Source organism: Collibacillus ludicampi (genome assembly GCF_023705585.1).
Taxonomy (GTDB): domain Bacteria; phylum Bacillota; class Bacilli; order Tumebacillales; family BOQE01; genus Collibacillus; species Collibacillus ludicampi.
In genome coordinates, this window is sequence record NZ_BOQE01000001.1 from 3359455 (window position 1) to 3382405 (window position 22951).

Here is a 22951-nt window from a genome sequence, read left to right on the forward strand (position 1 = left end):
GAAACAGGAATTTAGTGACTTGCCCATCTTTTTTTCGCGCAGATCTTTACATATTATTTGCAGATATAGGACATCTCGATTTTATTTTTTAGTTCATGTGAGTGTTAGCCATCCGTTCTTTCGAGTAGCGGTCGGTTCGTACGTGTCAATCTGATTCAATATCACTCCCGAATTTGGCATAAGATACATAGTATAAAAATGTCGTCACCTTTTTTAATAAAAGGTGTTTACAATCGCTTCGTTCGAAGCGCTTGAAGACGCTCGTCGTGATTTTGTCGATTGGAAGGGAGGTGTTTGATGTGGAGTTTCTTTGTCTCGGTTGCGATAAGTTTTTCGTGGGCGACGAAATGCGGATGATTATAAATTTATGTGAAGAATGTGAGAGGAGAGAAAAGGATCTGGAAGAAGGCCCGTCGTAAAAACAGCCAACATCCATCCTTCATGTTGGAAGGAAGGGTGCCGGCTGAACACGTTCTATGTTAAAAGAGAATGCATTTTCTGGAGCTTTTCTTTAAGTTCCTCTTGCCATACTGCATCTTTCGTTTGTATGGCGAGATTTAAAAGATCGAGCAGAATGTCGATCTGTTCCGAAACGACGCGGACTCCCTTACGACAGCGCAGATCTTCCGGATAACGTTCCAGTATCGAGAGAATTTTTTCTTCGCCGATCGCATGCGAAAGACTCGCCGCTTTCACTCCGTCTGTTGCGCAATAATGGGCGAACATCAGGTAATCCAACTCGATTTCGGGAGCGATGAAACTTGAGTGGCAAGTAGGGCACACCAGTAAGGGAACATCGTGGATTAAAACGGCATCTTCCTCCGCATAGACGCTTTGTAAGCGTGCAACCATTGTCAGACCGCAGCAAATGTCCATCTCCGTTCCCCCTCGTTGAAGAGGTTGTTCAAAAAGGCTTCATTGAAGAGTTTTCATGACCTCTTTTAGTACTTGCGACCATTATACCATAATTCCTCGTTTTTCGTTTGCCCTTACCCACCATTTGGCTTCCCTCTATGTACACTCAAATTAAGGTCTGTCATGAAGCTTATTTTCAATCGGCTGACGTTCTTTTACCTGAGGCAATTCTGCCGGAATGCCCATCGGTATGACGCCTACGACTTCATACCCCTCGGGAATGCCGATGATTTGACGTGCTCTTTCGCCCGCCGCGATCGAAGACCAACCGGTACCGATTCCTTTTTCCCATGCGGCAAGCATCAAATTCTGGATGAAACAGGCGACGGCGGCGTAATGTTCATCGCGGTCGATTTGTGTTTTGGCGGGTGTACAGGCGATCGCCAATACGATGGGGGCCCCGCCGAAATTTGTTTTGTGTGCGAGTTTTTCTCTTGTTTCCGGACCGAGAAAATAGATTTCCCAAGGTTCAGTCATGCGATGATTGGGAGCGAAACTTGCAAGTCGCAATAGTTCGACAACCGTTTCGCGTGCGATGGGGTCGGATTTGAACGACTTAATATTTCTTCTTGTGGATATACATTCCATCATGTTCATACGGAAACACCTCCGGTTGTATTATATTCTTTATTATAGGAAATCCATGTTTGTAATTCGAGAAAAAATGTCTTATTCTTTAAAAGGACAGATCGTATAGTGAAGCGTGTGGATGAGAGACTATGTCATATGCGAATGACAAGATAAAGGAGCTGATGACATGGTCGATGAGCCCAATCTCAACTGTGTGATTTGTGGGAAGCGCATCTCCCCGGAACCGACTGCCCTCGATCAATTACAAGCGTCGAAGAATCAATCGATATACATCTGTCCCCCGTGTGCCAACAAAGTTCGCAATGAAAGCGATGTGAACTTGTAAAGCAGGATTATGACGAATCATGTAGAATTGTGTCATGTAGGAATTTGGAGAAGGAGGAAGAGGCATGAATATTCATGAATACCAGGGCAAACAGATATTGAAACAATACGGCGTCGCGGTTCCTGAAGGAGATGTAGCTTTCAGCGTAGACGAGGCGGTTGCGATTGCCGAGCGCTTAGGCGGGAAAGCCGTTGTCAAAGCGCAAATTCATGCAGGCGGACGCGGTAAAGCTGGCGGGGTTAAGCTTGCAAAAAATCTCGACGAAGTACGTACATACGCGAGCGAATTGTTAGGCAAAACACTTGTGACACACCAAACCGGCCCTGAAGGTAAAGTCGTTAAACGCTTGTTGATCGAAGCGTTGTCCGACATTAAAAAAGAATACTATGTCGGTCTTGTTGTCGACCGCGCAACCGGCCGTGTCGTTATGATGGCTTCCGAAGAAGGCGGTACGGAGATTGAAGAAGTCGCAGCAAAAACCCCGGAAAAAATCATTAAAGAAGTGATCGATCCAGCAGTCGGATTATTGCCATTCCAAGCCCGTCGATTGGCTTATGCGATCAACATTCCGAGTGAATTGGTAAATAAAGCGGTTAAGTTCATGATGGGCTTATATCAAGCGTTCGTTGACAAAGACTGCTCGATCGCTGAGATCAACCCGCTTGTCGTGACAGGCGACGGCAATGTACTTGCTCTTGATGCTAAGTTGAATTTCGATTCCAACGCGCTCTTCCGTCATAAGGAAGTTCTTGAACTGCGTGACCTCGATGAGGAAGATCCGAAAGAGATCGAAGCGTCCAAATACGATCTCTCTTACATCGCGCTTGACGGAAACATCGGTTGTATGGTCAACGGTGCAGGCCTCGCCATGGCAACGATGGATACGATCAAATATTACGGCGGCGAACCGGCAAACTTCCTCGATGTAGGTGGTGGCGCAACGACGGAAAAAGTAACTGCTGCTTTCAAGATCATTCTCTCTGACCCGAACGTTAAAGGAATTCTGGTAAATATTTTTGGCGGCATCATGAAATGTAACGTTATCGCTGAAGGTGTTGTTGCCGCAGCGAAAGAAGTGGGCTTGGAGAAGCCGCTGGTCGTGCGTCTCGAAGGAACGAACGTGGATCTCGGCAAGAAGATTCTAAACGAGTCGGGGCTGAACATTGTAGCAGCTGATTCTCTGGCTGACGCTGCACAGAAGATCGTTAATCTTGTGAAATAATCGATAAGGAGCAGGAGGGAGAGCATGAGTATCTTAATCAACAAAGACACGAAAGTCATAACACAGGGGATTACCGGCGCAACAGGCCTATTCCATACGAAACAAGCGATCGAATATGGAACGAAGATGGTCGCTGGTGTAACGCCAGGTAAAGGCGGTACGGAAGTAGAAGGGATCCCCGTATTCAACACGGTTGCAGAAGCGAAAGAAAAAACGGGTGCAAACGTCTCGGTCATCTACGTTCCGCCGGCATTTGCCGCTGACTCGATCATGGAAGCGGTTGACGCGGAATTGGATTTGGTCATCTGTATCACAGAGGGCATCCCGGTTCTCGATATGGTGAAAGTGAAACGTTATATGGAAGGGAAAAAGACGCGCCTGATCGGTCCGAACTGCCCGGGTGTCATCACACCGGGGGAATGCAAGATCGGAATCATGCCGGGATATATCCATATGCCTGGTCGCGTTGGCGTGGTTTCCCGCTCGGGAACGCTTACATACGAAGCGGTTTACCAGTTGACCACACGTGGTATCGGACAATCGACGGCTGTAGGGATCGGTGGCGACCCTGTCAAAGGAACCGAGTTTATTGATGTACTTGAAATGTTTAACAATGACCCCGATACTGACGCAGTCATCATGATCGGTGAAATCGGGGGTACGGCCGAAGAGGAAGCGGCTGAATGGATCAAGGCGAATATGAAAAAACCTGTTGTCGGTTTTATCGCGGGTGCCACAGCGCCAAAAGGAAAGCGCATGGGACATGCGGGTGCCATCATCTCGGGCGGTAAAGGTACAGCAGCTGAAAAGATCGCGAAGATGAAAGAATGCGGTATTCGCGTAGCACCGACCCCATCTGAAATGGGTTCCACATTGGTCGAGCTTCTAAAAGAGCGTGGAATGCTCGAACAAGTGATTACCAAGAAGTAAGTGAGCATCAAAAAAGGAGACCTGAAAAGGCCTCCTTTTTTCAACTCATTGCTCAATCCCCCTTCCTACAATGGAAAGATCCTCATGTCGCTCATGTTAATGCAATCCGCCATGGCATTCAGTCTGCACTTTCAAAATCTTGAGTTTCTTCGATAAGGATACCTCTTTACTGCGAGGAAACAAGCTTGCAAGTCGTCATTGCATCTGTAATTTTTTCATAAGCGCGACGATTTTTCTTGACCTCGATCGCAATTAGGAATCCCCAGCAAACCAAAAGTTTTCAAGGTAGTCCCCCATGCCGCAAGCGGCACCATCAAATGAAATTTGCTTGTGAGGAAAAAGAAGCTCAGTCTGCCACAAGCAATGGGGTTGACATCTGGGTGGGTCGTGTCGCTTTGCAGCGCAGAGGTGAGTTGAAGGTCGTTCCGCTTCCATTGGCTGTATTAGGGGCATATGCTTTGCGCGTATAGCGACTTTGAAGGTCGTCTCGCAACATTCCTTTATTATTATAAGCGAGACGACCTTCACGGAGCATGAGCGCAAAGCAACGACCTTCATCGAACCCAAGCGCAAAGCGATACACCCACCCAAGCACTAACTCTCAAGCACTAATTTTCAAATAAGGAGGAACTGAGATGCACGAGGAAAAAGGATATATCTTATGGCTTTCCCGTGTTCCGGGGATTGGCGCCATACGACTCAAAAGGTTACGGGAATTCTATGGATCTGCAAAAGCAGTGTGGAAATATGCTGAAACAAATGAATTGCTAAACATCCAAGGAATCACTTCTGCGATCGCCCAGGCAATCATTGAGAGCCGCAGAGAATTTTCGCTTGAAGAAGAAATACAGCGCCTGACAAAGATGGGTGTTAACTTCTGTGTCATCGGTGATCCTGATTATCCGACTCCTCTTCTCTCCTTGTATGATCCCCCTCCCATCCTCTACATGAAAGGCAAATGGCTTCCACAAGATGAAAAGGCACTCGCTGTAGTCGGCTCCCGAAAAACGACGAATTATGGACAGTTGGTCACAAGAAAGCTCATAACCGAACTTGTTCACTATGGAGTGACGATTATATCCGGTCTAGCGCGCGGGATTGACAGTCATGCACATGAAGCGGCTTTACAGGCGAACGGTCGGACAATCGCTGTGTTGGCCGGTGGATGTGCACGAATCTACCCAAGAGAAAATCACCGCCTTGCACAAAGAATCAGCGAAAATGGGGCGTTGATATCCGAGTACCCGCCGGAAACAGATGTTCGCGCGGGTCAATTCCCGGCGAGGAACCGGATCATCTCCGGTTTGTCAAAAGGAGTCATCATCGTGGAAGCCGGCCGCAAAAGTGGCGCCTTGATTACAGCCGATCAAGCGCTGGATCAAGGAAGAGACGTATTTGCCGTTCCGGGGCCCATCACCTCTCCCAATAGCCAGGGAACGAATGAACTGATCAAACAAGGGGCAAAAATGGTCACAAGCATCGATGACATACTCGAAGAATATAAAAGTTGGATCGATCATAAGAAAAAAGCAAACGGACAAACAGCGACCATGTTCAGCCATCCTGTGATCGATCTGATCGGATATGGGGCCGTGCATGTGGATCATCTCTATCGCAATCTGAATTTGTCTCTCCCCGAACTGCATAAACTGCTCTTGCACTTAGAACTATCCGGTGTCATTCGGGCTCTGCCGGGTGGCTACTATACGCGAGGGGATGTATGATCAACTTTTGAATGGGAGTATAGTTTGACAAGGGTTGTGTGACCCTTTACTATAAGTAACATGACAAACGGGCGGATCGGTCGTATATCATATGTAAGAACAGAGAGAAAGGAGGAGAGGGTCGATGGCTGATTACCTTGTAATCGTTGAGTCTCCTGCGAAAGCCAAGACAATTGCTAAATATCTAGGGAAAAAATACATGGTTAAAGCGTCGATGGGGCATGTTCGCGATCTTCCAAAGAGCCAACTGGGAGTAGAGATCAAAGACGGCTTCTCTCCAAAGTACATAACGATCCGGGGTAAAGGGAATGTTGTGAAAGAACTTCGTGATTCGAGCAAGAAAGTGAAAGCGGTTTATCTTGCTGCCGACCCGGATCGGGAAGGTGAAGCAATCGCATGGCATCTTGCCAATACATTGGCATTGGATCCGACGAAACCGTGCCGCGTCGTTTTCAACGAGATCACGAAAGATGCGGTGAAAGACGCTTTCAAACATCCGCGCCAAATCAATATGGATTTGGTAAATGCACAACAGGCCAGACGAATTCTGGATCGGTTGGTCGGGTATCAAATTTCCCCGCTTTTGTGGAAATCGGTAAAAAAGGGATTGTCTGCTGGTCGGGTTCAATCGGTGGCCGTTCGTCTTATCGTCGACCGAGAAGAGGAAATCAGGAAGTTTGTTCCCGAAGAATTTTGGAGCGTCACCGCCTTTTTTCAAAAAGATAAGACAAAGTTTGAAGCGAAATTCCATGGTTACGGAGATGAGAAAACGGATCTCTCGAACCAGGAAGATGTGAATCAGCTTCTGGAAAAGATCGCGGGTGCTCAGTATCAAGTCATTCGCGTGAAACAGAGTGAACGGAGGAGGAACCCGGCAGCTCCTTTCACCACTTCGACTTTGCAGCAGGAAGCCGCAAGGAAACTGAATTTCCGTGCGGCGAAGACCATGTCAATCGCCCAACAATTATATGAAGGGATCGATCTCGGCACCGAAGGTTCGGTAGGTCTCATCACATACATGAGAACAGATTCGACACGTATCTCCGAAGTGGCGCAACGGGAAGCACGGGAGTACATCGAAAAGGAATTCGGTGCATCCTATTTGCCGGAGAAAACGCGGGAATTTTCCACGAAAAGCGGTGCGCAGGATGCCCATGAAGCGGTACGCCCGACATCCGTGTACAGACATCCTGATACGATCAAACAATTTTTGAGCCGTGACCAGTACCGTTTATATAAACTGATCTGGGAACGGTTTGTCGCATCACAGATGGCGTCTGCCGTTCTTGATACGATGACAGTCGACATTCAAGCGAATGAAGCGATCTTCCGGGCGACAGGTTCAAAGATTAAATTTCCCGGTTTCATGACCCTCTATATTGAAGGGAACGATGAAGGAAAAGACGAGGGGGAAAAATTTCTTCCGGATCTAAAAGAAGGGGAAGTCCTCTCCATGCCGGAACTCGTGCCGAAGCAACATTTTACCCAACCGCCGCCGCGCTACACGGAAGCACGTCTTGTTCGGACGATGGAGGAACTGGGCATCGGCAGACCGAGTACGTATGCTCCGACGCTTGAAACGATTCAAAAACGCGGATATGTCGTCATTGAAGACAAGCGGTTTATCCCGACAGAATTAGGAGAAATCGTTGTCAAAATGCTCAAAGAGTTTTTTCCCCAAATCATCGATGTCGAATTTACCGCTCATATGGAAAAAGAGCTTGACGGGGTGGAAGAGGGTATCGTCGATTGGATTAAAATGCTCGATCAATTCTACAGCGAGTTTCAACGAGATCTGCGTGTAGCGGAAGATCAGATGGAACAAGTGGAAATCAAGGAAGAAGTCTCAGATGTCCCTTGTGAGAAATGCGGACGATTAATGATTTATAAACATGGTCGTTTTGGCAAGTTTCTCGCGTGCCCGGGGTTTCCTGAATGCCGCAGCACGAAACCGATCCTCAAAGAGATCGGTGTTGCTTGCCCTCGTTGCGGAGGCAGTCTTGTGGAGAGAAGAGGGAAAAAGCGGAAAGTCTTTTATGGCTGCGTCAATTATCCGGAGTGTGATTATGTCTTGTGGGATCGCCCGGCAGGAAAACCCTGTCCTCAATGTGCGCATCCATTGGTCGTCAAAAAAGGCAAGGGCGAAGGAAAGGAAACCCTTGTTTGCGTAAACCCCGCGTGCGGTACGATAGACAAAGAGGAGAAGGGCAAACAGTAGTTTGCCCATCCTTTTTTCGGAAAAGTATTTTTTCAAAGGAGAATTGGTATGACACAGCAAGTAACGGTGATCGGTGCAGGCCTCGCCGGATCTGAGGCGGCTTGGCAGTTGGCGCGAAGGGGGATTTCAGTCGTTCTCTACGAAATGCGCCCCGTTGTTTCTACGCCGGCTCATCATACGGAAAATTTTGCGGAACTCGTCTGCTCGAACTCGCTGCGAGGTGCCAGCCTGACGAATGCGGTAGGCTTATTAAAAGAAGAGATGAGGAAGCTAGACTCGTTGATTATTCAAGCGGCCGATAAAACGGCCGTTCCCGCCGGCGGTGCGCTGGCAGTCGATCGCGAACGTTTTTCCGCAGAAGTGACGAGACGGCTGCAAGAACATCCCAATGTCCGCATTATACGTGAAGAAGTGAAAGAGATTCCGACCGAGGGAATCGTTGTTATCGCGACCGGACCGCTCACATCTCCATCCCTTTCACAAGCGATCGCTCACGTTACCGGACAAGAATATTTATATTTCTATGATGCGGCCGCTCCGATCGTAATGAAAGAGACGATCGATTTTGAGAAGGTCTATATCGCATCCCGTTATGGAAAAGGTGAAGCCGCTTATATCAATTGCCCGATGACGGAAGAGGAATTCTCTCGCTTTTATGAAGCGCTGATAACCGCTGAAACGGCAGAGCTTAAAGAATTTGAGAAGGAGATCTATTTTGAAGGCTGTATGCCGATTGAAGTGATGGCCAAACGGGGACGACAGACGATGTTGTTCGGCCCGATGAAGCCGGTTGGGCTCCCGGATCCGCGAACAGGCAAGATTCCCTATGCGGTCGTACAATTGCGACAAGACAATGCGGCAGCCACATTATATAACATGGTTGGCTTTCAAACCCATTTGAAGTGGGGAGAACAGAAACGGGTCTTTCGCATGATTCCAGGACTGGAGAATGCCGAATTTGCCCGTTATGGGGTTATGCACCGAAACACGTATATCAATTCCCCGCGTGTTTTGAAGCCCACCTACCAGTTGAAAACGCGGGAGACACTCTTTTTTGCAGGGCAGATCACCGGGGTTGAAGGTTACGTGGAGTCTGCAGCGGCAGGCATCATCGCGGGAATCAACGCCGCACGGCTGGTGACAGAGAGAAAACCGATCGTTTTTCCGGTTGATACGGCGATCGGCTCGTTGGCACACTACATCACACATACGTCACCCGACAATTTTCAACCGATGAACGCGACATTTGGCCTGTTACCGCCTCTCGGAGAAAAGATTCGCGACAAAAAGATAAAAAATGAAAAGATTTCAGAGCGTGCTTTAACCTCTTTACAGCGCTTCCTCACAGAAATGGATTAAACGATTGTTGCATGAAGTGGCATATGATACCATGGTATTGTGCTATGAAGTGAGGTGAATCGTGTGAATCTGGAGCAAGGGTATCGATTGTTTTTGGAATACCTGCAATTTGAAAAACATGCTTCCGTTCATACGATTGATAGTTACAAAGGGGATTTGGAGCAGTTTATCGCCTTTTTGAAAAAAGAAGGTGTTGACAACTGGGGAAAAGTGTCACACCTTCTCATAAGGACATTTCTCTCATCATTGGTGGCAGCAAGCGCCTCGCGTTCGACTTTGGCTAGAAAGGTCTCCTGTTTGCGATCCTTATATGTCTTTCTGATGCGTGAAGGATATGTGGATACCAATCCCGCGCGCAATTTATCGTTACCAAAAAAAGAACGCCGTACGCCTAAATTCCTTTACATTGAAGAGGCAAAGCGTTTGGTAGAAGCTCCTGCTCTTGATACACCGCTCGGCGTAAGGGATCGCGCTTTATTGGAAACATTATACGCTTCCGGTATCAGGGTAAGCGAATGCGTTGGCTTGAATCTCGGGGATGTCGACCTCCGCTTGGGTACCGCGCTGGTATACGGGAAAGGCAGCAAGGAAAGGTATGTTCTACTCGGGAAAAAAGCTTGTGAGTCACTACGCTTGTATCTGGAGAGGGCACGTCCTGCACTCGTAGAGAAGCGGCCCGATCAAACACACCCGTCCGCTGCTCTCTTCGTGAATTACCGAGGGGGGAGGCTTTCTGCGCGATCGGTTCGCAGGATTGTTGATAAATACATTGGGCAGGTGGCCGCACATCTGTCGATTTCCCCCCACGTCCTGCGCCATACGTTTGCTACACACATGTTGGATGAAGGTGCCGATTTGCGCGTCGTACAGGAATTGCTGGGGCACGTGAATTTGTCAAGCACGCAAATGTATACACACACGACGAAAGAACGCCTGGCTCGTGTCTATGCAGATACACATCCACGAGCGTAATACTGGAGGTGTTTCCATGAAACAAGAGTTTCACGCGACGACGATTTTTGCGATTCGCCATAAAGGTCAGTCGGCTATGGCGGGAGATGGTCAGGTCACGTTTGGCAACAGTATGATCATGAAGAGCAGTGCGAAAAAAGTCCGCCGCCTGTATCGAGGAGAAGTGATTGCAGGTTTTGCAGGCTCTGTCGCCGATGCTTTTACACTTTTTGGGAAATTTGAATCCAAGCTGGAAGAATTTCACGGAAATCTGCCGCGCGCGGCGGTTGAATTGGCAAAAGAATGGCGTACGGACAGGATCATGAGGCAACTGGAAGCCATGTTAATCGTGATGAACAAAGACCACCTTCTGTTGATTTCCGGGAACGGAGAAGTCATCGAACCGGATGACCATATTCTGGCGATCGGTTCGGGAGGAAGTTATGCATTGGCAGCCGGAAGGGCGTTGGCACGTCACTCTTCATTAACAGCCAAAGAGATTGCGGAACAAGCGTTAAAGATCGCGGCTGAAATTTGTGTGTACACGAATGACCATATCATCGTCGAGGAAATCCGGTAAGGGGTGTTTTCATGAAAAAGGAACAAGCGCTTACGCCAAAACAGATCGTCGCGGAATTGGATAAATACATAGTCGGTCAAAAAATGGCGAAAAGAGCGGTGGCGATTGCGTTACGCAACCGCTATAGACGGAGTTTGCTGCCGGAAGAGATGCGCGAGGAAATCACTCCGAAAAATATTTTGATGATTGGCCCCACAGGTGTCGGCAAGACGGAGATCGCGAGAAGGTTGGCCAAATTGGTGGGAGCCCCATTCGTAAAAGTGGAAGCGACCAAATTTACGGAAGTCGGATATGTCGGACGAGATGTGGAAGCGATGATACGCGATCTGGTAGAAACGTCGATTCGCATGGTGAAAACGGAAAAAATGGCTTTGGTTGAATCACAGGCAAGAAAATTGGCGGAAGAGCGCATCGTCCAAATCCTCGTTCCTGATCCGGATCGCGCGAAAAGTTTCAAGAATCCGCTGGAAATGCTTTTTTCCTCAGGTTCCACACAACGTCCGGAAGAGAATGTTACGGAATCGGATACGATTCGTATGAAGAGACGGGAAATGCGAGCCAAACTGGAACGCGGTGAATTGGAAGATACTATCATCGAAATCGAAGTGGAAGATACTGCGCAGCCGATCTTCGAACTCTTTCAGGCACCCGGTGAAATGGGCATGAATGTTCAAGAGATGCTGGGGAACCTGATGCCCAAGCGGCATAAGAAGCGGAAAGTTCCTGTACGGGAAGCGCGTAAACTGTTGACGCAAGAAGAAGCGCAGAAATTGATCGACATGGATGAAGTGACTGCGGAAGCGGTGGTGCGCGCTGAACAGTCGGGAATCATTTTTATTGATGAAATTGATAAGATCGCAGGGAAAGAAAGAGGAGGGCCGGACGTTTCGCGCGAAGGCGTACAGCGAGACATCTTGCCGATCGTTGAAGGCTCGACAGTGATGACCAAATACGGCGCGGTAAAAACCGACCATATTTTGTTTATTGCCGCCGGCGCTTTCCATATATCCAAACCGTCCGACTTGATTCCCGAATTGCAAGGGCGTTTTCCGATTCGTGTAGAGTTGACGAGTTTAACTGCAGACGATTTTGAGCGGATTCTGACAGAACCGAAAAATGCGTTGATCAAACAATACACCGCTTTGCTCTCCACGGAAGGGATTGATGTGGAATTTACGACGGAAGCGATCCGCAAGCTTGCAGAGTTAGCGACTCAGGTCAACCAGCAAACGGAGAATATAGGTGCACGCCGTCTACACACACTTCTTGAGAAACTCCTCGAGGATCTGTCATTTGAGGCGCCTGATGTGCATCTTTCGAAAATCACCATTACCCCTTCATACGTCATGGAAAAACTGGAGGGTATCGTACAAAACCGGGATTTAAGTCAATATATTTTGTAAGCTTGAGTTTTCATGAAAAGAAAGGATGTAGCACATGGTGTTACATCCTTTTTTTCATGAATTTCACGCTCAAGCTCCTGTACAATCCTTTGTCGAAAATCGTATGATTATGTCTGTTGTGATATTTCGAATAATTGATTCTTGTCGATTTGTGAAGGATTTACCTGAAATATGACGAATAAACATAGTGCAATTCGGCACGAGGCAAGGGTGGGAATCTATGGATTTATTTAACACACTGGATTTGGTTGTACTTGAGCGCTCTCTCGATGCGGCACAGTTGAGGCAAAAAGTGCTCGCCAATAATATTGCAAATATTGATACACCGGGCTTCAAAAGAAGTGATGTATCGTTCGACTCGATGTTGCAAGCATATTTGGGGGATCCTGAACGACCGTTGGCAGGCAGAAGAACGAATGAACGACACCTTCCCATTGGATCAGGAGATATCGAACAACTTCGTCCTTCGGTGATCCAGGAAACCAGTACGACCGTCTCTTCTAACGGCAACAATGTTGATATCGATTCAGAAATGACGCAACTCGCACAAAATCAAATCAAGTATAATGCTTTGATTACTCAATTAAACCATCAGTTTTCCTTGTTGCGAACAGCGATTAATGAAGGGAGACGTTGAGCGTGGGCTTGTTTGACAGCATGAATATCAGTGCATCGGGTCTGACCGCCGAGCGGCTGAGGATGGATGTGATCGCGAACAATATCGCGAACGCGAATACCACGAGAGCAAGAATTGTAAATGGAATCTCTGTACCTTATCAGCGTCAACTCGTGTCTTTTTCCGCCGCAAACGATACGAGTTTTTCGACGTACCTTGATACGGAAATCAACCAATTCAGCGGGAAAGGAGTACGTGTTTCCTCCATCGAGAGCGATCAGGTGAATCCGTATAAATTGGTATATGATCCTTCTCATCCCGATGCCATCAAAGACCCGAACAGTCCGATGTACGGGTATGTGCGCTATCCCAATGTGGATGTTGCCACGGAAATGGTCGATTTGATTTCCGCTTCAAGAAGCTATGAAGCAAACGTGACGGCCATCAATGCGGAGAAAAGTATGGCGATGAAAGCATTGGAAATCGGTCGAGGTTAATCGTCTGTTTACATAGGTGGATCGGACAACGTCGCGCGATTCGAGGAGCGGAATGATCGGTGTGGCAACGCGACAATGAAATCGGACGGCCAAGTTTATTAGATTGATAGTAAGACGCGAGAAGAACGAGAAGAAGGAGTTTGGTTAAAAATGATTGTTCCAGTCACAGCAGCGTTGAATCCCGTTTCTTCACTTGCGTCCGGAGACCCTACTTCTCTTTCTGGCACAGAATCTTCTCAAGGGCAACCTTCTTTTTCCGAAGTTTTGGGACGGGCACTCGATGAAGTCAACCGTATGGAAATGGACGCGAATCATAAGGCTGAACGTATGGCGGCCGGTCTGGAGCCTGACTTTCACACCGTGATGATAGCGGCCGAGAAAGCCGATCTGGCGTTTCAATTGACGGTTCAAGTGCGAAATAAAGTTTTGGATGCATACCAGGAAATCATGCGCATGCAAGTGTAATGGGCGGAGCAAGGATGACGGGGTGAAAATGTGAATCAGCAAATCAAAGCGTTGTTAGAAAAACTGTCAGGTCGCTGGCAGCAACTAGAATCGAGACAAAAGCGCAATCTTGCGCTTGCCTCTCTTTTCTTTCTCCTCTCTGTCGGGGTATTGAGCTGGTATGCGCTGCGGCCCAATTATGTGGTGGTATTTAAAGATTTGGACGACAGTACGAGCGGTGAAGTGAGCACAAAGCTGGATGAACTGAAAATCCCTTATCAATTAAGCGGAAACACCATTAAAGTGCCGGAAGAGTATGCGGACAAGGCGCGTGTACAACTCGCCATGAACGGACTCCCCAAATCGGGGAATATCAGCTATAACGATCTCTTTAACAATGGCAATCTGGGCGGCTTAACGGAAAATGAGTTCAATGTGAAATATTTGGCCGCGTTGCAAGGAAGCATTGCCAACACGATCAAGAGCATCGACGGAGTCAAAAATGCTCAAGTCTTGATCGTGATGCCCGAGAAAAAATTGTTCGTTGAACAGTCCACCCAAGATGCCAAGGCGTCTGTCATGCTGGAACTACAGCCAGGCACGTCCTTTACGTCAAAACAGGTAGCGGGGATTCAACAACTTGTTTCGCACTCGGTTCCAGGGCTGAAAGCGGAGAACGTAACGGTTGTTGACCAGAAAGGCATTCGCATGGATGGCGTCGAAGATTCGGCGGATGGAGACGGCTTGGGGGCAGAAGCCAACAGGCAGCTGCAGATCCGCCATCAAGTGGAAGATGACATGGCGAAACGGTTGCGCAACGCACTCGAGAGGATGGTCGGGGTTGGAAACGTTGATGTGGTCGTGAATGCAGATATCTCCTTCGACCAGACGAAGACGGACGAAACCACGTACAGCAGCCCGATTCAAGGCTCCGATAGGGGGATCGTCGTTTCCGAACAGAAGACGCAGGAGAGCACGCAAGGGGTTTCCGGTGTAGGTGGCTCACCGACAACAATCGATCCCAATATTAATGTCAAAGGACAATCACAAAACACGTCCACGTCAGACAAACGTTCGCAAACCACCAATTACGAAGTGAACAAGAAACAGACGGAGACGATCGGCCAACCGTTCAAAGTGAATCGCTACGCTGTTTCCGTTCTGGTCAACGGACAACCGAACACGCAAACGGAAGCGGCGATCAAGGACTACGTCGCTACTGTGACAGCAGGACCGTCCGATAACGGCAAGAATCCAAATGTATCGGTAGCATGGAGCACGTATCAACCGCCGAATCCATTTCAGCAACAAGCGTTTTATCAGAACCCGTGGTTCATCGGCGGGGCGGCTGTCGGCGTACTGTTGCTCGGAGGCGGAGCGATTGCTCTTGCACGCAGGAAGAAAGAGCAGCCATCGGTGGAGCCCGTTCTGGATCTATCAGTACAGGAAACACCGGGGATTCCGAAAATGGAAATCGAAACGGAACATCAGAAGATGAAAAAGCAGATCGAAAAGGTTGCACAACAACGGCCGGATGAATTCGTTCAATTGTTACGCACTTGGTTGGTGGACGAATAGGGGTGATACGGTTTGGCGCGAACAAAGAAATTGTCTGGCAGACAGAAGGCGGCGATTCTTCTCATATCATTGGGCCCTGAAATGTCAGCGAAAATCTTTAAACATTTACGTGAAGACGAAATCGAACAACTGACTCTGGAAATTGCAAATGTGCGCAAGATCGAAGCTGAACAGAAGGAAGAGGTAATCGAAGAGTTTCACCAGATTTGTGTTGCGCAGGAGTATATTTCTAAAGGCGGTATCGATTATGCGAAAGAAATTTTGGAAAAAGCGCTGGGTCCCCAAAAAGCGATCGATATCATAAACCGCTTAACAGCCTCTCTCCAAGTGCGTCCTTTCGATTTTGCGCGCAAAGCGGATCCGAAACAGATTTTGAACTTTATTCAGAATGAACATCCGCAGACGATTGCGCTCGTTTTATCGTATCTGGAACCTCAACAGGCGGCCATGATACTGTCGGCATTGCCGCATGAGATGCAAGCGGATATCGCAAGGCGTATCGCCATTATGGATCAGACGTCTCCAGAGATTATCAGTCAGGTGGAGCGTGTTTTGGAGAATAAACTGTCACAAATGGCTGTGCATGAATTCTCGAACGTTGGCGGTATTGATTCGCTGGTTCAAGTCTTGAACGGTGTGGATCGCACAACGGAAAAAACCATTCTGGAAACACTGGGATTACAGGATCCCGAATTGGCGGAAGAGATCAAGAAGCGGATGTTCGTCTTCGAAGATATCGTTATGCTTGACAATCGGGCGATTCAGCGTGTGATTCGCGAAGTTGATACGAGCGATCTGGCTCTCGCATTGAAAGTGTCCAGTGAAGAGGTGCGTGAAGTCGTGTTTCACAACATGTCAAAACGCATGGTGGAAACGTTTAAACAGGATATGGAACTGATGGGTCCTGTACGCCTGCGTGATGTTGAAGAAGCGCAACAACGGATCGTATCGATCATCCGTCGATTGGAGGATAGCGGAGAAATCGTGATATCCCGTGGTGGAGGAGACGATATCATTGTCTAGAGTGCTCAAAGTACATCGCACAGCCGTTTGCGACGAACGGGTCATTATGCCTGAACCGCTCAGGATACAAGCGGGGATGTCCGTTCAAGATACGGCAGAAGCGGAAGCGCAAATGCTGCAACAAAAGATCGAGCAAACGCTATGGGATGCGGAGAAGACGCGTCTGCAAGCGAAGGAAGAAGCGGCGCGTATCGTCGCCGAAGCGAAAGAGCAAAGTGATCTTCTTGTACAGGAATCGAGGGAACGCGCAAGCCAATTAATAGAAGATGAGAAAATGCGCGGATACCAAGAAGGATATCAATCGGGAAGGGAAGATGCACGTAAGGAATACGCTTCGATTTTGGCTCAGGCTCGCGATATCGTCCGACAGGCCTATGATGAGAGGAAGAACATCATACAGCAATCCGAATCATTGATTGTCGAACTGGCGATTTCCATCGCAGAAAAAATTATGCGGAAAAAATGGGAAGAAGATCGCTCGTACGTGCTTTCGATCGTGAAGGAGGCTTGCAATTACATACAGGGCGCTAAGCGAGTAGAAATACGGGTTCATCCGGAGGATTACCCACTTGTCAAACAGGAACAAGATCAAATAAACCAATCATGCTTGCATACGTCTGAATGGATCGTTATCCCCGATTTACACGTGCAAGCGGGAGGGTGCGTGATTCACACGGAAAAAGGAACGGTCGATGCGAGACTGGACACGCAACTCAATGAGCTCAAGAATGCCTTACGGGAAGCAGCAGGTGTTTGTATACATGATGAGCAAACTGGATCTGTACAAGAATGTCATCAAGCGGACGAAAACGATGCGTCTTAATGGAGTTGTGACGCGTGTGGTGGGATTGATGATCGAATCATGCGGCCCAGTTGCGAAAGTGGGGGATATCTGTTTGATTCAAGGACGGAATCAAGCAGAGAAAAAAATGGCTGAAGTCGTAGGCTTTGATGAAGAACGCTTGCTTTTGATGCCGCTCGGCGAATTGGGCTCGATCGCGCCCGGTAGCGAAGTGATTGCCACTGGCGATCCGTTGCGTGTACCTGTCGGTAACAAACTTCTCGGACGGGTTCTCGACGGTCTCGGCCGTCCCATTGATGGACGAGGACCGCTGATGCATGTTGAAGAGTTTCCCACGGTGAACGAGCCTCCGAATCCCTTGACCCGACCGAGAATTTCTCAACCTCTCAGTGTGGGTGTCAAATGTATTGACGGACTGCTTACGATTGGCCGTGGACAGAGAGTTGGGATTTTTGCGGGATCGGGTGTGGGAAAAAGTACATTGCTCGGAATGATCGCCCGAAATACGTCGGCTGACGTGAATGTCATCGCTCTGATTGGGGAACGCGGTCGCGAGGTTCGAGATTTTCTTGAACGGGACTTGGGGGAAGAAGGACTCGCTCGTTCTGTCGTGGTTGTAGCAACATCTGATCAACCTCCGCTGGTTCGTATAAAAGGAGCGCTCGTAGCGACATCGATCGCCGAGTGGTTTCGTTTACAGGGGAAAAATGTTAATCTGATGATGGATTCCGTGACCCGCTTTGCCATGGCGCAACGCGAAGTGGGACTTGCTGTCGGAGAACCCCCGGCTACACGCGGATATACGCCTTCCGTTTTCGCTTTATTGCCTCGCTTGTTGGAACGTGCCGGAACCGATTCGAGAGGTACGATCACCGGATTCTATACGGTACTTGTAGACGGAGATGATATGAACGAGCCGATAGCCGATACGGTTCGCGGGATTCTTGACGGACATATCGTCCTCTCCCGTTCATTGGCAAACAAGGGGCGTTATCCGGCGATCGATGTGATGGCGAGTGTCAGCCGTGTGATGGATGAATTGGCCGATACCGATCATCGTCACGCTGCCCATATGGTCAAACGGTTATCAGCGATCTATAAAGAAGCGGAAGATTTGATTCATATCGGAGCATACCAACGTGGAAGCAACGCGTTAATCGATAAAGCGATTGAATATTATCCCGCGATCGAATCGTATATACAGCAAGGAATCAATGAACGTTGGGATTTTGATTCTGCTGTTCAAACCCTCATCTCGCAGTTTGGAGGCTTGACCTTATGAGCATGACACTCAAGTCCGTCAAGAAGATTACGGAACTGAAACAGCGTTTATTGACGCAGGTGGAAGCAGAGTATGCCGAGTTGAAACAGCAAGAGGCGGAAGCGCTTGCGATGCTTGAACAAATGTGCCAAGAGCGAGAGCGATGCCGCAAGTTGATCGATGAGTGCTGGAAAGAAACAGCGCCAGTTTCCCGCATCCTTGAATGGGAGTCCTACCTCAACAGACTGGCAGAGCAAATTCAGACACAGGAAGCTAAAGTATATGCACTTTCCTTAGAGAAACAAAAGAAATTTGAGACGCTTAAGTCGTACCACATGGAGGAACGCAAGTGGGAATGTTATCTGGAAAAACGCCAGGAGGAACAAACGGTTGCCATGCGTCTTCTTGAACAGAAGGTTATGGATGATCTTGCGCTTACAAACTATCGCTCTCATCTCAAGCGGGGGTGAGTGAGTGGCTAAAGAGAATTCTTACAGCAAAACAGAGTGGATCCTTTATATCATAATTCTCCCTTTCATTTTTACGATTATCCTTGCATTCTTGATTTTACAATTCATCGGTTACAACATCGCCGACAAAGTGACAGGCTATTTTAAACAGATACCCGTGGTGAAAAATGCCGTGTCATCAACAAAAGACGCGAATTCCGGTACACAGAGCAGTGAAGTTCGCCAGTTGGAAAAACAAATGAACGAATTGAATCTACAGGTCAGCGAGTTACAGAAACTTCGCGACAGTCTATTGAAAAGTCAAGAGCAGAAGGACGCGTTGATCAGTCAATTGAGAAATCAGATTTTTACATTGCAAAAACAGCTTGATGACAAGAAAGCTGAAGAAGATAAACAAAAAGCCGATGCGGCGCTCTATGAGGACATGTCCCCGGGCAAAGCGGCGGCGATCCTTGAAGCGATGCCCAATGAACAGGCCAGGAACATTTTGAATCATCTTTCTACAGACGCGAAAGCGGCGATCTTGGAAAAGATGGATCCCAAGAAAGTTCTGCAACTCGTATCGCAATAATCTTTTTGGGACTGCAAACAGCAACATGAAAGGAGGTGAACAGGATGGTTGGAAATGTACAGATGATTTTTGCACAGAATCATACCTTATTTCAAGGCGTTTCCGATGGCGAAGCGAATGATTATTCGTCATTCGCATCGATTTTGCAAACGATTCCCTTTCCAAAGACGCGAAAAACAAGTGGAAGCGAGCAACCATCAGATCCCATGCTGTCGGAGTTGTTAAACTTGCTTGCATCATTCGCAAACATAGTTCAGAAGCAGGACTTGCCGCTCCCTCATGCAACGGGTGAGGCGGAAACTTCTCTCCCTCCTTCAAAAGTGAATGATCATCCTGTCTTTGCTTCCATGTTGAATCTTGTAAACAACCTGACGGAGACGCAGAAGCGAGATTTATTTCGTCTACTAAACAATTACGATAGGAATGGTCAAAATCTGACCGTTGACGCGAAAACTGTTTTGCAATCTTTCCAGATGCGCGAAGGTATCCCACAGGAAATGGACGACAAGAAGTTGCAGGAGCTTTTGCGAATCTGGATACAAGAGGGAGTAAAGGATGAGAAAGATCAACTAAACACGCATATTGCTAACCCGTCTCTGCCGACAGCCCAACTCAGCAAGAGAGTGCCAGTGTTTGTCTCCCAGCCACTCGTTCAAGAGACTGTATTTCAGCCTGGGGAAGTTACGAGTACGAATCAAAGCGTTTCAATAAAATTTGAGAAGATACAAGCGGTGAATGATTCGCGGTCTGTTTCTTTAGTAGGAAATGACTTGCCGGATCAGAACATGCGCAAGAGCGAATCACCGATTCAAGCGCGTAACATCCCGGAGGGGATCCTTTTCGGTCATGTGGAGAATGGGCCGTTCAGCAAAATGGACAACTCCAAGATGGAAATCTATCCAGTGAACGCTTCCCGTTTCGACACAGACTTTTCGATCCATCTGATCAAACGGGCGGAACTCATACAAAAGGACGGCATCAGTACTTATAAGGTTACGCTCATTCCGCAAGGCTTGGGAGAGATTCATGTTCAGGTCACAAAGAATGCAGATTCCCAACTTACATTGCTCCTGTCCGCCGATTCACCGGCTGCGAAACACTTGTTGGATACACACTTGCTTGCAATGCGTGCTCAACTGGAGCAGCAAGGTTTGCCCGTGAATGAAGTGAAAGTCGTTCCTTCTTCACAATTTCACCTAGGGACTGACAGCGGCATGTTTCAGCAAAGGGGACAACGGGAACGGGGAGATTCTTTGTCTGGAAGAGTGCAACGCCGTTCCTACGCAATAGAAGGAGCCGAGTATGAAACGATGGTGGCGTCAAACATCACAAATGTTTCCAATTCTAGGGATTCGGGAATCGATTATATCGCATAAGGAGTTGTTTGCTGCATGAGTAATATCACATGGTCTCCTGTGTCGCAATCGCAATCAACAAGTTCATCTTCGACATCAACTGCGCCGAAGAAAGATCTAGACAAAGATGCGTTTCTCAAACTGCTAGTAACGCAATTACAGACACAGGATCCTCTTCAACCTACTGATAATACGCAATTTATTTCGCAACTGGCCCAGTTCAGTGCACTTGAACAGATGAATAACGTGGCTAACGAAATGGGGCAAGTGCAAAAGACGAACAGTTTGTCTACAGCTTTTCAACTGATCGGCACTCAGGTGAAAGTGTCCGATGCGAATGGTCAGACGATTGAGGGCACTGTGACGGGGCTCCAAGTGGTTGATGGTATTGCAAAAGTCTCAATCAACAATCAATTGTTTGATTTGTCACAGATCGAGTCGGTGGATCGGGCATAGTCGTAAGAAAAAAGCGGTCTATGAAGTATCACTAAAATAAAATTCAATATTAAAAATGAAAGAGAGGGGCTAAATTATGTTACGTGCAATGTATTCCGCTATTTCAGGAATGCGGGGTTTTCAAACAAAATTAGATGTCATCGGTAACAATATTGCGAATGTAAATACACCTGGTTTTAAAGCTGGAAGGGTAATGTTTTCAGATTTATTAAGTCAAACAATTTCAGGTGCATCCGCACCTTCAGCAAATTTAGGAGGAATAAACCCCAAACAAGTCGGATTGGGTAGCAAGATTTCTAGCATCGATACAATCTTTACCGACGGAAGTATTCAATCTACATCAAATCCAACTGATCTTGCCATTCAAGGCAATGGATTTTTTATATTGAAAGATTCGGCTAATAATACTTATTATACAAGATCTGGTAATTTTCAAATTGATAAGAATGGTTACTTAGTCGCTTCAAACGGTATGTACGTACAAGGTGCGGGTGGAAAAATTCAGATACCTGCAAATGCAACTTCGTTTTCTATTGGAAACGACGGTACAGTCAGTTACATCAGTAACGGTAATTCAACACCAACAACAATCGATACCATTCAACTAGCCACTTTTTCTAATCCCGCGGGTTTAGAGAAGGTAGGTGATAGTATGTATCAACAAAGTAATAACTCCGGAACTGCGCAGGTTGGTAACCCTGGAGGAGCAGCGGGACAAGGTACGATTGTTTCAGGTGCACTCGAAATGTCCAACGTCGATTTGGCGAATGAATTTACGGAAATGATCGTGGCCCAACGCGGCTTCCAGGCAAACTCGCGGATTATCACGACGTCGGATGATATCCTACAAGAGCTTGTCAATCTGAAGAGAAGCTAATGAGATTTTCGCGTAATAACACGGATACATCCGCTTAAGCTAAGACTTTGATGGCAGGTTCGAGCCTGGTTCGCTTGAGCCTGCCAGCCTTACAGGGAGGTCTGCAATTTCGCATGATCCCGGTCACTCGTTTTAACGGGAGTGAATTTTTCATCAACGCTGTTCTCGTCGAAAGTGTGGAAGCCACTCCGGATACTTTGATCACGTTGGTCAACGGAAAGAAACTGGTCGTGAAGGAACCGGTCGAAGTGATACTCGAACGGATCGAAACGTATCACAGAAAGGTGGGGCTTGTGGCGATTCAAGCGAAACAACTAATGGAGGGGTAGGGGTGTTGAAGAATAAACCATTTCGTCTAACCTTGATTGTCACGATTGCATTCATTTTATTGGTTGGGATCGCATTGCTTTCATTTACGTATTTAAACAAATCGGCCAATGCAAACCAAGCCACTGCCATGTCGGCGAAAGATATGGCCGCCACCCAATATACAATGGATAAAATCACCACTAATTTACAGGGGGCCAGTTTTGTGCAGATCGGGCTTACGCTACAAGCCGATAGCAAAGATGCCCGGGATGAATTGGAACAACGAAAAGTTCAGGTGAAGGATACGGTCAATGAAATCTTACATACGACGACAAAGGTGGATCTCGATAAGCCGGATGGTCATGATAAGTTGAAAAAAGAGATTATGAACAGTGTGAACAAATTCATGACAAAAGGGAGAGTCATAGACGTATACATCACGGAAATTGTCGTTCAATAACGGTCGCACAAATG

General features: G+C 47.5%; 25 protein-coding genes. 23 read left to right on the plus strand and 2 right to left on the minus strand.

Annotated elements, in window-relative coordinates; translation table 11 throughout:
* Window positions 1–474: 474 nt before the first annotated feature.
* Together DNHGIG_RS17085 and DNHGIG_RS17090 are read right to left on the minus strand one after the other, a co-directional pair.
* Window positions 475–876 (minus strand): YgiT-type zinc finger protein, encoded by a 402-nt coding sequence (locus tag DNHGIG_RS17085; protein WP_282200723.1) that lies wholly within the window; start codon window positions 874–876, stop codon window positions 475–477.
* A gap of 150 nt (window positions 877–1026) precedes the next feature.
* Window positions 1027–1512, minus strand: a complete 486-nt coding sequence (locus DNHGIG_RS17090) for a nitroreductase family protein (RefSeq protein WP_282200724.1) — start codon at window positions 1510–1512, stop codon at window positions 1027–1029.
* Between the two features lie 383 nt (window positions 1513–1895).
* Between DNHGIG_RS17090 and sucC the strand changes: the two genes are divergently transcribed.
* From sucC to DNHGIG_RS17205, 23 genes are all read left to right on the plus strand, one after another.
* Complete coding sequence (gene sucC / locus DNHGIG_RS17095; RefSeq protein ID WP_282200725.1) at window positions 1896–3053, plus strand: ADP-forming succinate--CoA ligase subunit beta; 1158 nt, start codon at window positions 1896–1898, stop codon at window positions 3051–3053.
* A 24-nt stretch (window positions 3054–3077) separates the two neighbouring features.
* On the plus strand, window positions 3078–3983 hold the full coding sequence (sucD, locus tag DNHGIG_RS17100) for a succinate--CoA ligase subunit alpha (protein WP_282200726.1): 906 nt from the start codon (window positions 3078–3080) through the stop codon (window positions 3981–3983).
* Window positions 3984–4300: 317 nt separating this feature from the next.
* Window positions 4301–4453 (plus strand): hypothetical protein, encoded by a 153-nt coding sequence (locus DNHGIG_RS17105; protein WP_282200727.1) that lies wholly within the window; start codon window positions 4301–4303, stop codon window positions 4451–4453.
* 165 nt (window positions 4454–4618) lie between these two features.
* Window positions 4619–5707, plus strand: coding sequence for a DNA-processing protein DprA (dprA, locus tag DNHGIG_RS17110; RefSeq protein WP_282200728.1), 1089 nt, complete (start codon window positions 4619–4621; stop codon window positions 5705–5707).
* A 124-nt stretch (window positions 5708–5831) separates the two neighbouring features.
* The gene (topA, locus tag DNHGIG_RS17115) at window positions 5832–7925 is read left to right on the plus strand and encodes a type I DNA topoisomerase (protein WP_282200729.1); all 2094 of its coding nucleotides are present in this window, start codon (window positions 5832–5834) and stop codon (window positions 7923–7925) included.
* 48 nt (window positions 7926–7973) lie between these two features.
* Window positions 7974–9284, plus strand: a complete 1311-nt coding sequence (gene trmFO / locus DNHGIG_RS17120; protein WP_439647753.1) for an FADH(2)-oxidizing methylenetetrahydrofolate--tRNA-(uracil(54)-C(5))-methyltransferase TrmFO — start codon at window positions 7974–7976, stop codon at window positions 9282–9284.
* A gap of 54 nt (window positions 9285–9338) precedes the next feature.
* Window positions 9339–10256 (plus strand): tyrosine recombinase XerC, encoded by a 918-nt coding sequence (xerC, locus tag DNHGIG_RS17125; protein WP_282200730.1) that lies wholly within the window; start codon window positions 9339–9341, stop codon window positions 10254–10256.
* A gap of 16 nt (window positions 10257–10272) precedes the next feature.
* On the plus strand, window positions 10273–10815 hold the full coding sequence (hslV, locus tag DNHGIG_RS17130; RefSeq protein WP_282200731.1) for an ATP-dependent protease subunit HslV: 543 nt from the start codon (window positions 10273–10275) through the stop codon (window positions 10813–10815).
* An 11-nt stretch (window positions 10816–10826) separates the two neighbouring features.
* A complete protein-coding gene (gene hslU, locus DNHGIG_RS17135; RefSeq protein WP_282200732.1) occupies window positions 10827–12218 on the plus strand; it encodes an ATP-dependent protease ATPase subunit HslU in 1392 nt (463 codons plus the stop codon).
* A gap of 220 nt (window positions 12219–12438) precedes the next feature.
* Entirely contained in the window at window positions 12439–12855 is a 417-nt protein-coding gene (gene flgB, locus DNHGIG_RS17140; RefSeq protein ID WP_282200733.1) for a flagellar basal body rod protein FlgB, read from the plus strand.
* A 2-nt stretch (window positions 12856–12857) separates the two neighbouring features.
* Complete coding sequence (flgC, locus tag DNHGIG_RS17145) at window positions 12858–13331, plus strand: flagellar basal body rod protein FlgC (RefSeq protein WP_282200734.1); 474 nt, start codon at window positions 12858–12860, stop codon at window positions 13329–13331.
* A gap of 150 nt (window positions 13332–13481) precedes the next feature.
* Window positions 13482–13796 carry a flagellar hook-basal body complex protein FliE gene (gene fliE, locus DNHGIG_RS17150; protein WP_282200735.1) on the plus strand — a complete coding sequence of 105 codons (315 nt, stop codon included), beginning with the start codon at window positions 13482–13484 and terminating at the stop codon, window positions 13794–13796.
* 30 nt (window positions 13797–13826) lie between these two features.
* The gene (fliF, locus tag DNHGIG_RS17155) at window positions 13827–15353 is read left to right on the plus strand and encodes a flagellar basal-body MS-ring/collar protein FliF (protein ID WP_282200736.1); all 1527 of its coding nucleotides are present in this window, start codon (window positions 13827–13829) and stop codon (window positions 15351–15353) included.
* 12 nt (window positions 15354–15365) lie between these two features.
* Window positions 15366–16376: a flagellar motor switch protein FliG gene (gene fliG / locus DNHGIG_RS17160; protein WP_282200737.1), complete on the plus strand. Its 1011-nt coding sequence runs from the start codon at window positions 15366–15368 to the stop codon at window positions 16374–16376.
* Between the two features lies 1 nt (window position 16377).
* Window positions 16378–17199, plus strand: coding sequence for a flagellar assembly protein FliH (gene fliH / locus DNHGIG_RS17165; RefSeq protein WP_282201464.1), 822 nt, complete (start codon window positions 16378–16380; stop codon window positions 17197–17199).
* Window positions 17141–18460, plus strand: coding sequence for a flagellar protein export ATPase FliI (gene fliI, locus DNHGIG_RS17170; protein WP_282201465.1), 1320 nt, complete (start codon window positions 17141–17143; stop codon window positions 18458–18460). Before fliH ends, fliI begins: the two co-directional genes overlap by 59 nt.
* Window positions 18457–18909, plus strand: coding sequence for a flagellar export protein FliJ (locus DNHGIG_RS17175; RefSeq protein WP_282200738.1), 453 nt, complete (start codon window positions 18457–18459; stop codon window positions 18907–18909). Before fliI ends, DNHGIG_RS17175 begins: the two co-directional genes overlap by 4 nt.
* Before the next feature lie 4 nt (window positions 18910–18913).
* The gene (locus DNHGIG_RS17180; protein ID WP_282200739.1) at window positions 18914–19480 is read left to right on the plus strand and encodes a MotE family protein; all 567 of its coding nucleotides are present in this window, start codon (window positions 18914–18916) and stop codon (window positions 19478–19480) included.
* 44 nt (window positions 19481–19524) lie between these two features.
* Window positions 19525–20856 carry a flagellar hook-length control protein FliK gene (locus DNHGIG_RS17185; protein WP_282200740.1) on the plus strand — a complete coding sequence of 444 codons (1332 nt, stop codon included), beginning with the start codon at window positions 19525–19527 and terminating at the stop codon, window positions 20854–20856.
* A 15-nt stretch (window positions 20857–20871) separates the two neighbouring features.
* Entirely contained in the window at window positions 20872–21291 is a 420-nt protein-coding gene (locus DNHGIG_RS17190) for a flagellar hook capping FlgD N-terminal domain-containing protein (RefSeq protein ID WP_282200741.1), read from the plus strand.
* A gap of 76 nt (window positions 21292–21367) precedes the next feature.
* Window positions 21368–22168, plus strand: a complete 801-nt coding sequence (gene flgG / locus DNHGIG_RS17195) for a flagellar basal body rod protein FlgG (protein ID WP_282200742.1) — start codon at window positions 21368–21370, stop codon at window positions 22166–22168.
* Window positions 22169–22281: 113 nt separating this feature from the next.
* Window positions 22282–22497, plus strand: coding sequence for a flagellar FlbD family protein (locus DNHGIG_RS17200; protein ID WP_282200743.1), 216 nt, complete (start codon window positions 22282–22284; stop codon window positions 22495–22497).
* 2 nt (window positions 22498–22499) lie between these two features.
* The gene (locus tag DNHGIG_RS17205) at window positions 22500–22937 is read left to right on the plus strand and encodes a flagellar basal body-associated FliL family protein (RefSeq protein ID WP_282200744.1); all 438 of its coding nucleotides are present in this window, start codon (window positions 22500–22502) and stop codon (window positions 22935–22937) included.
* Window positions 22938–22951: the final 14 nt, after the last annotated feature.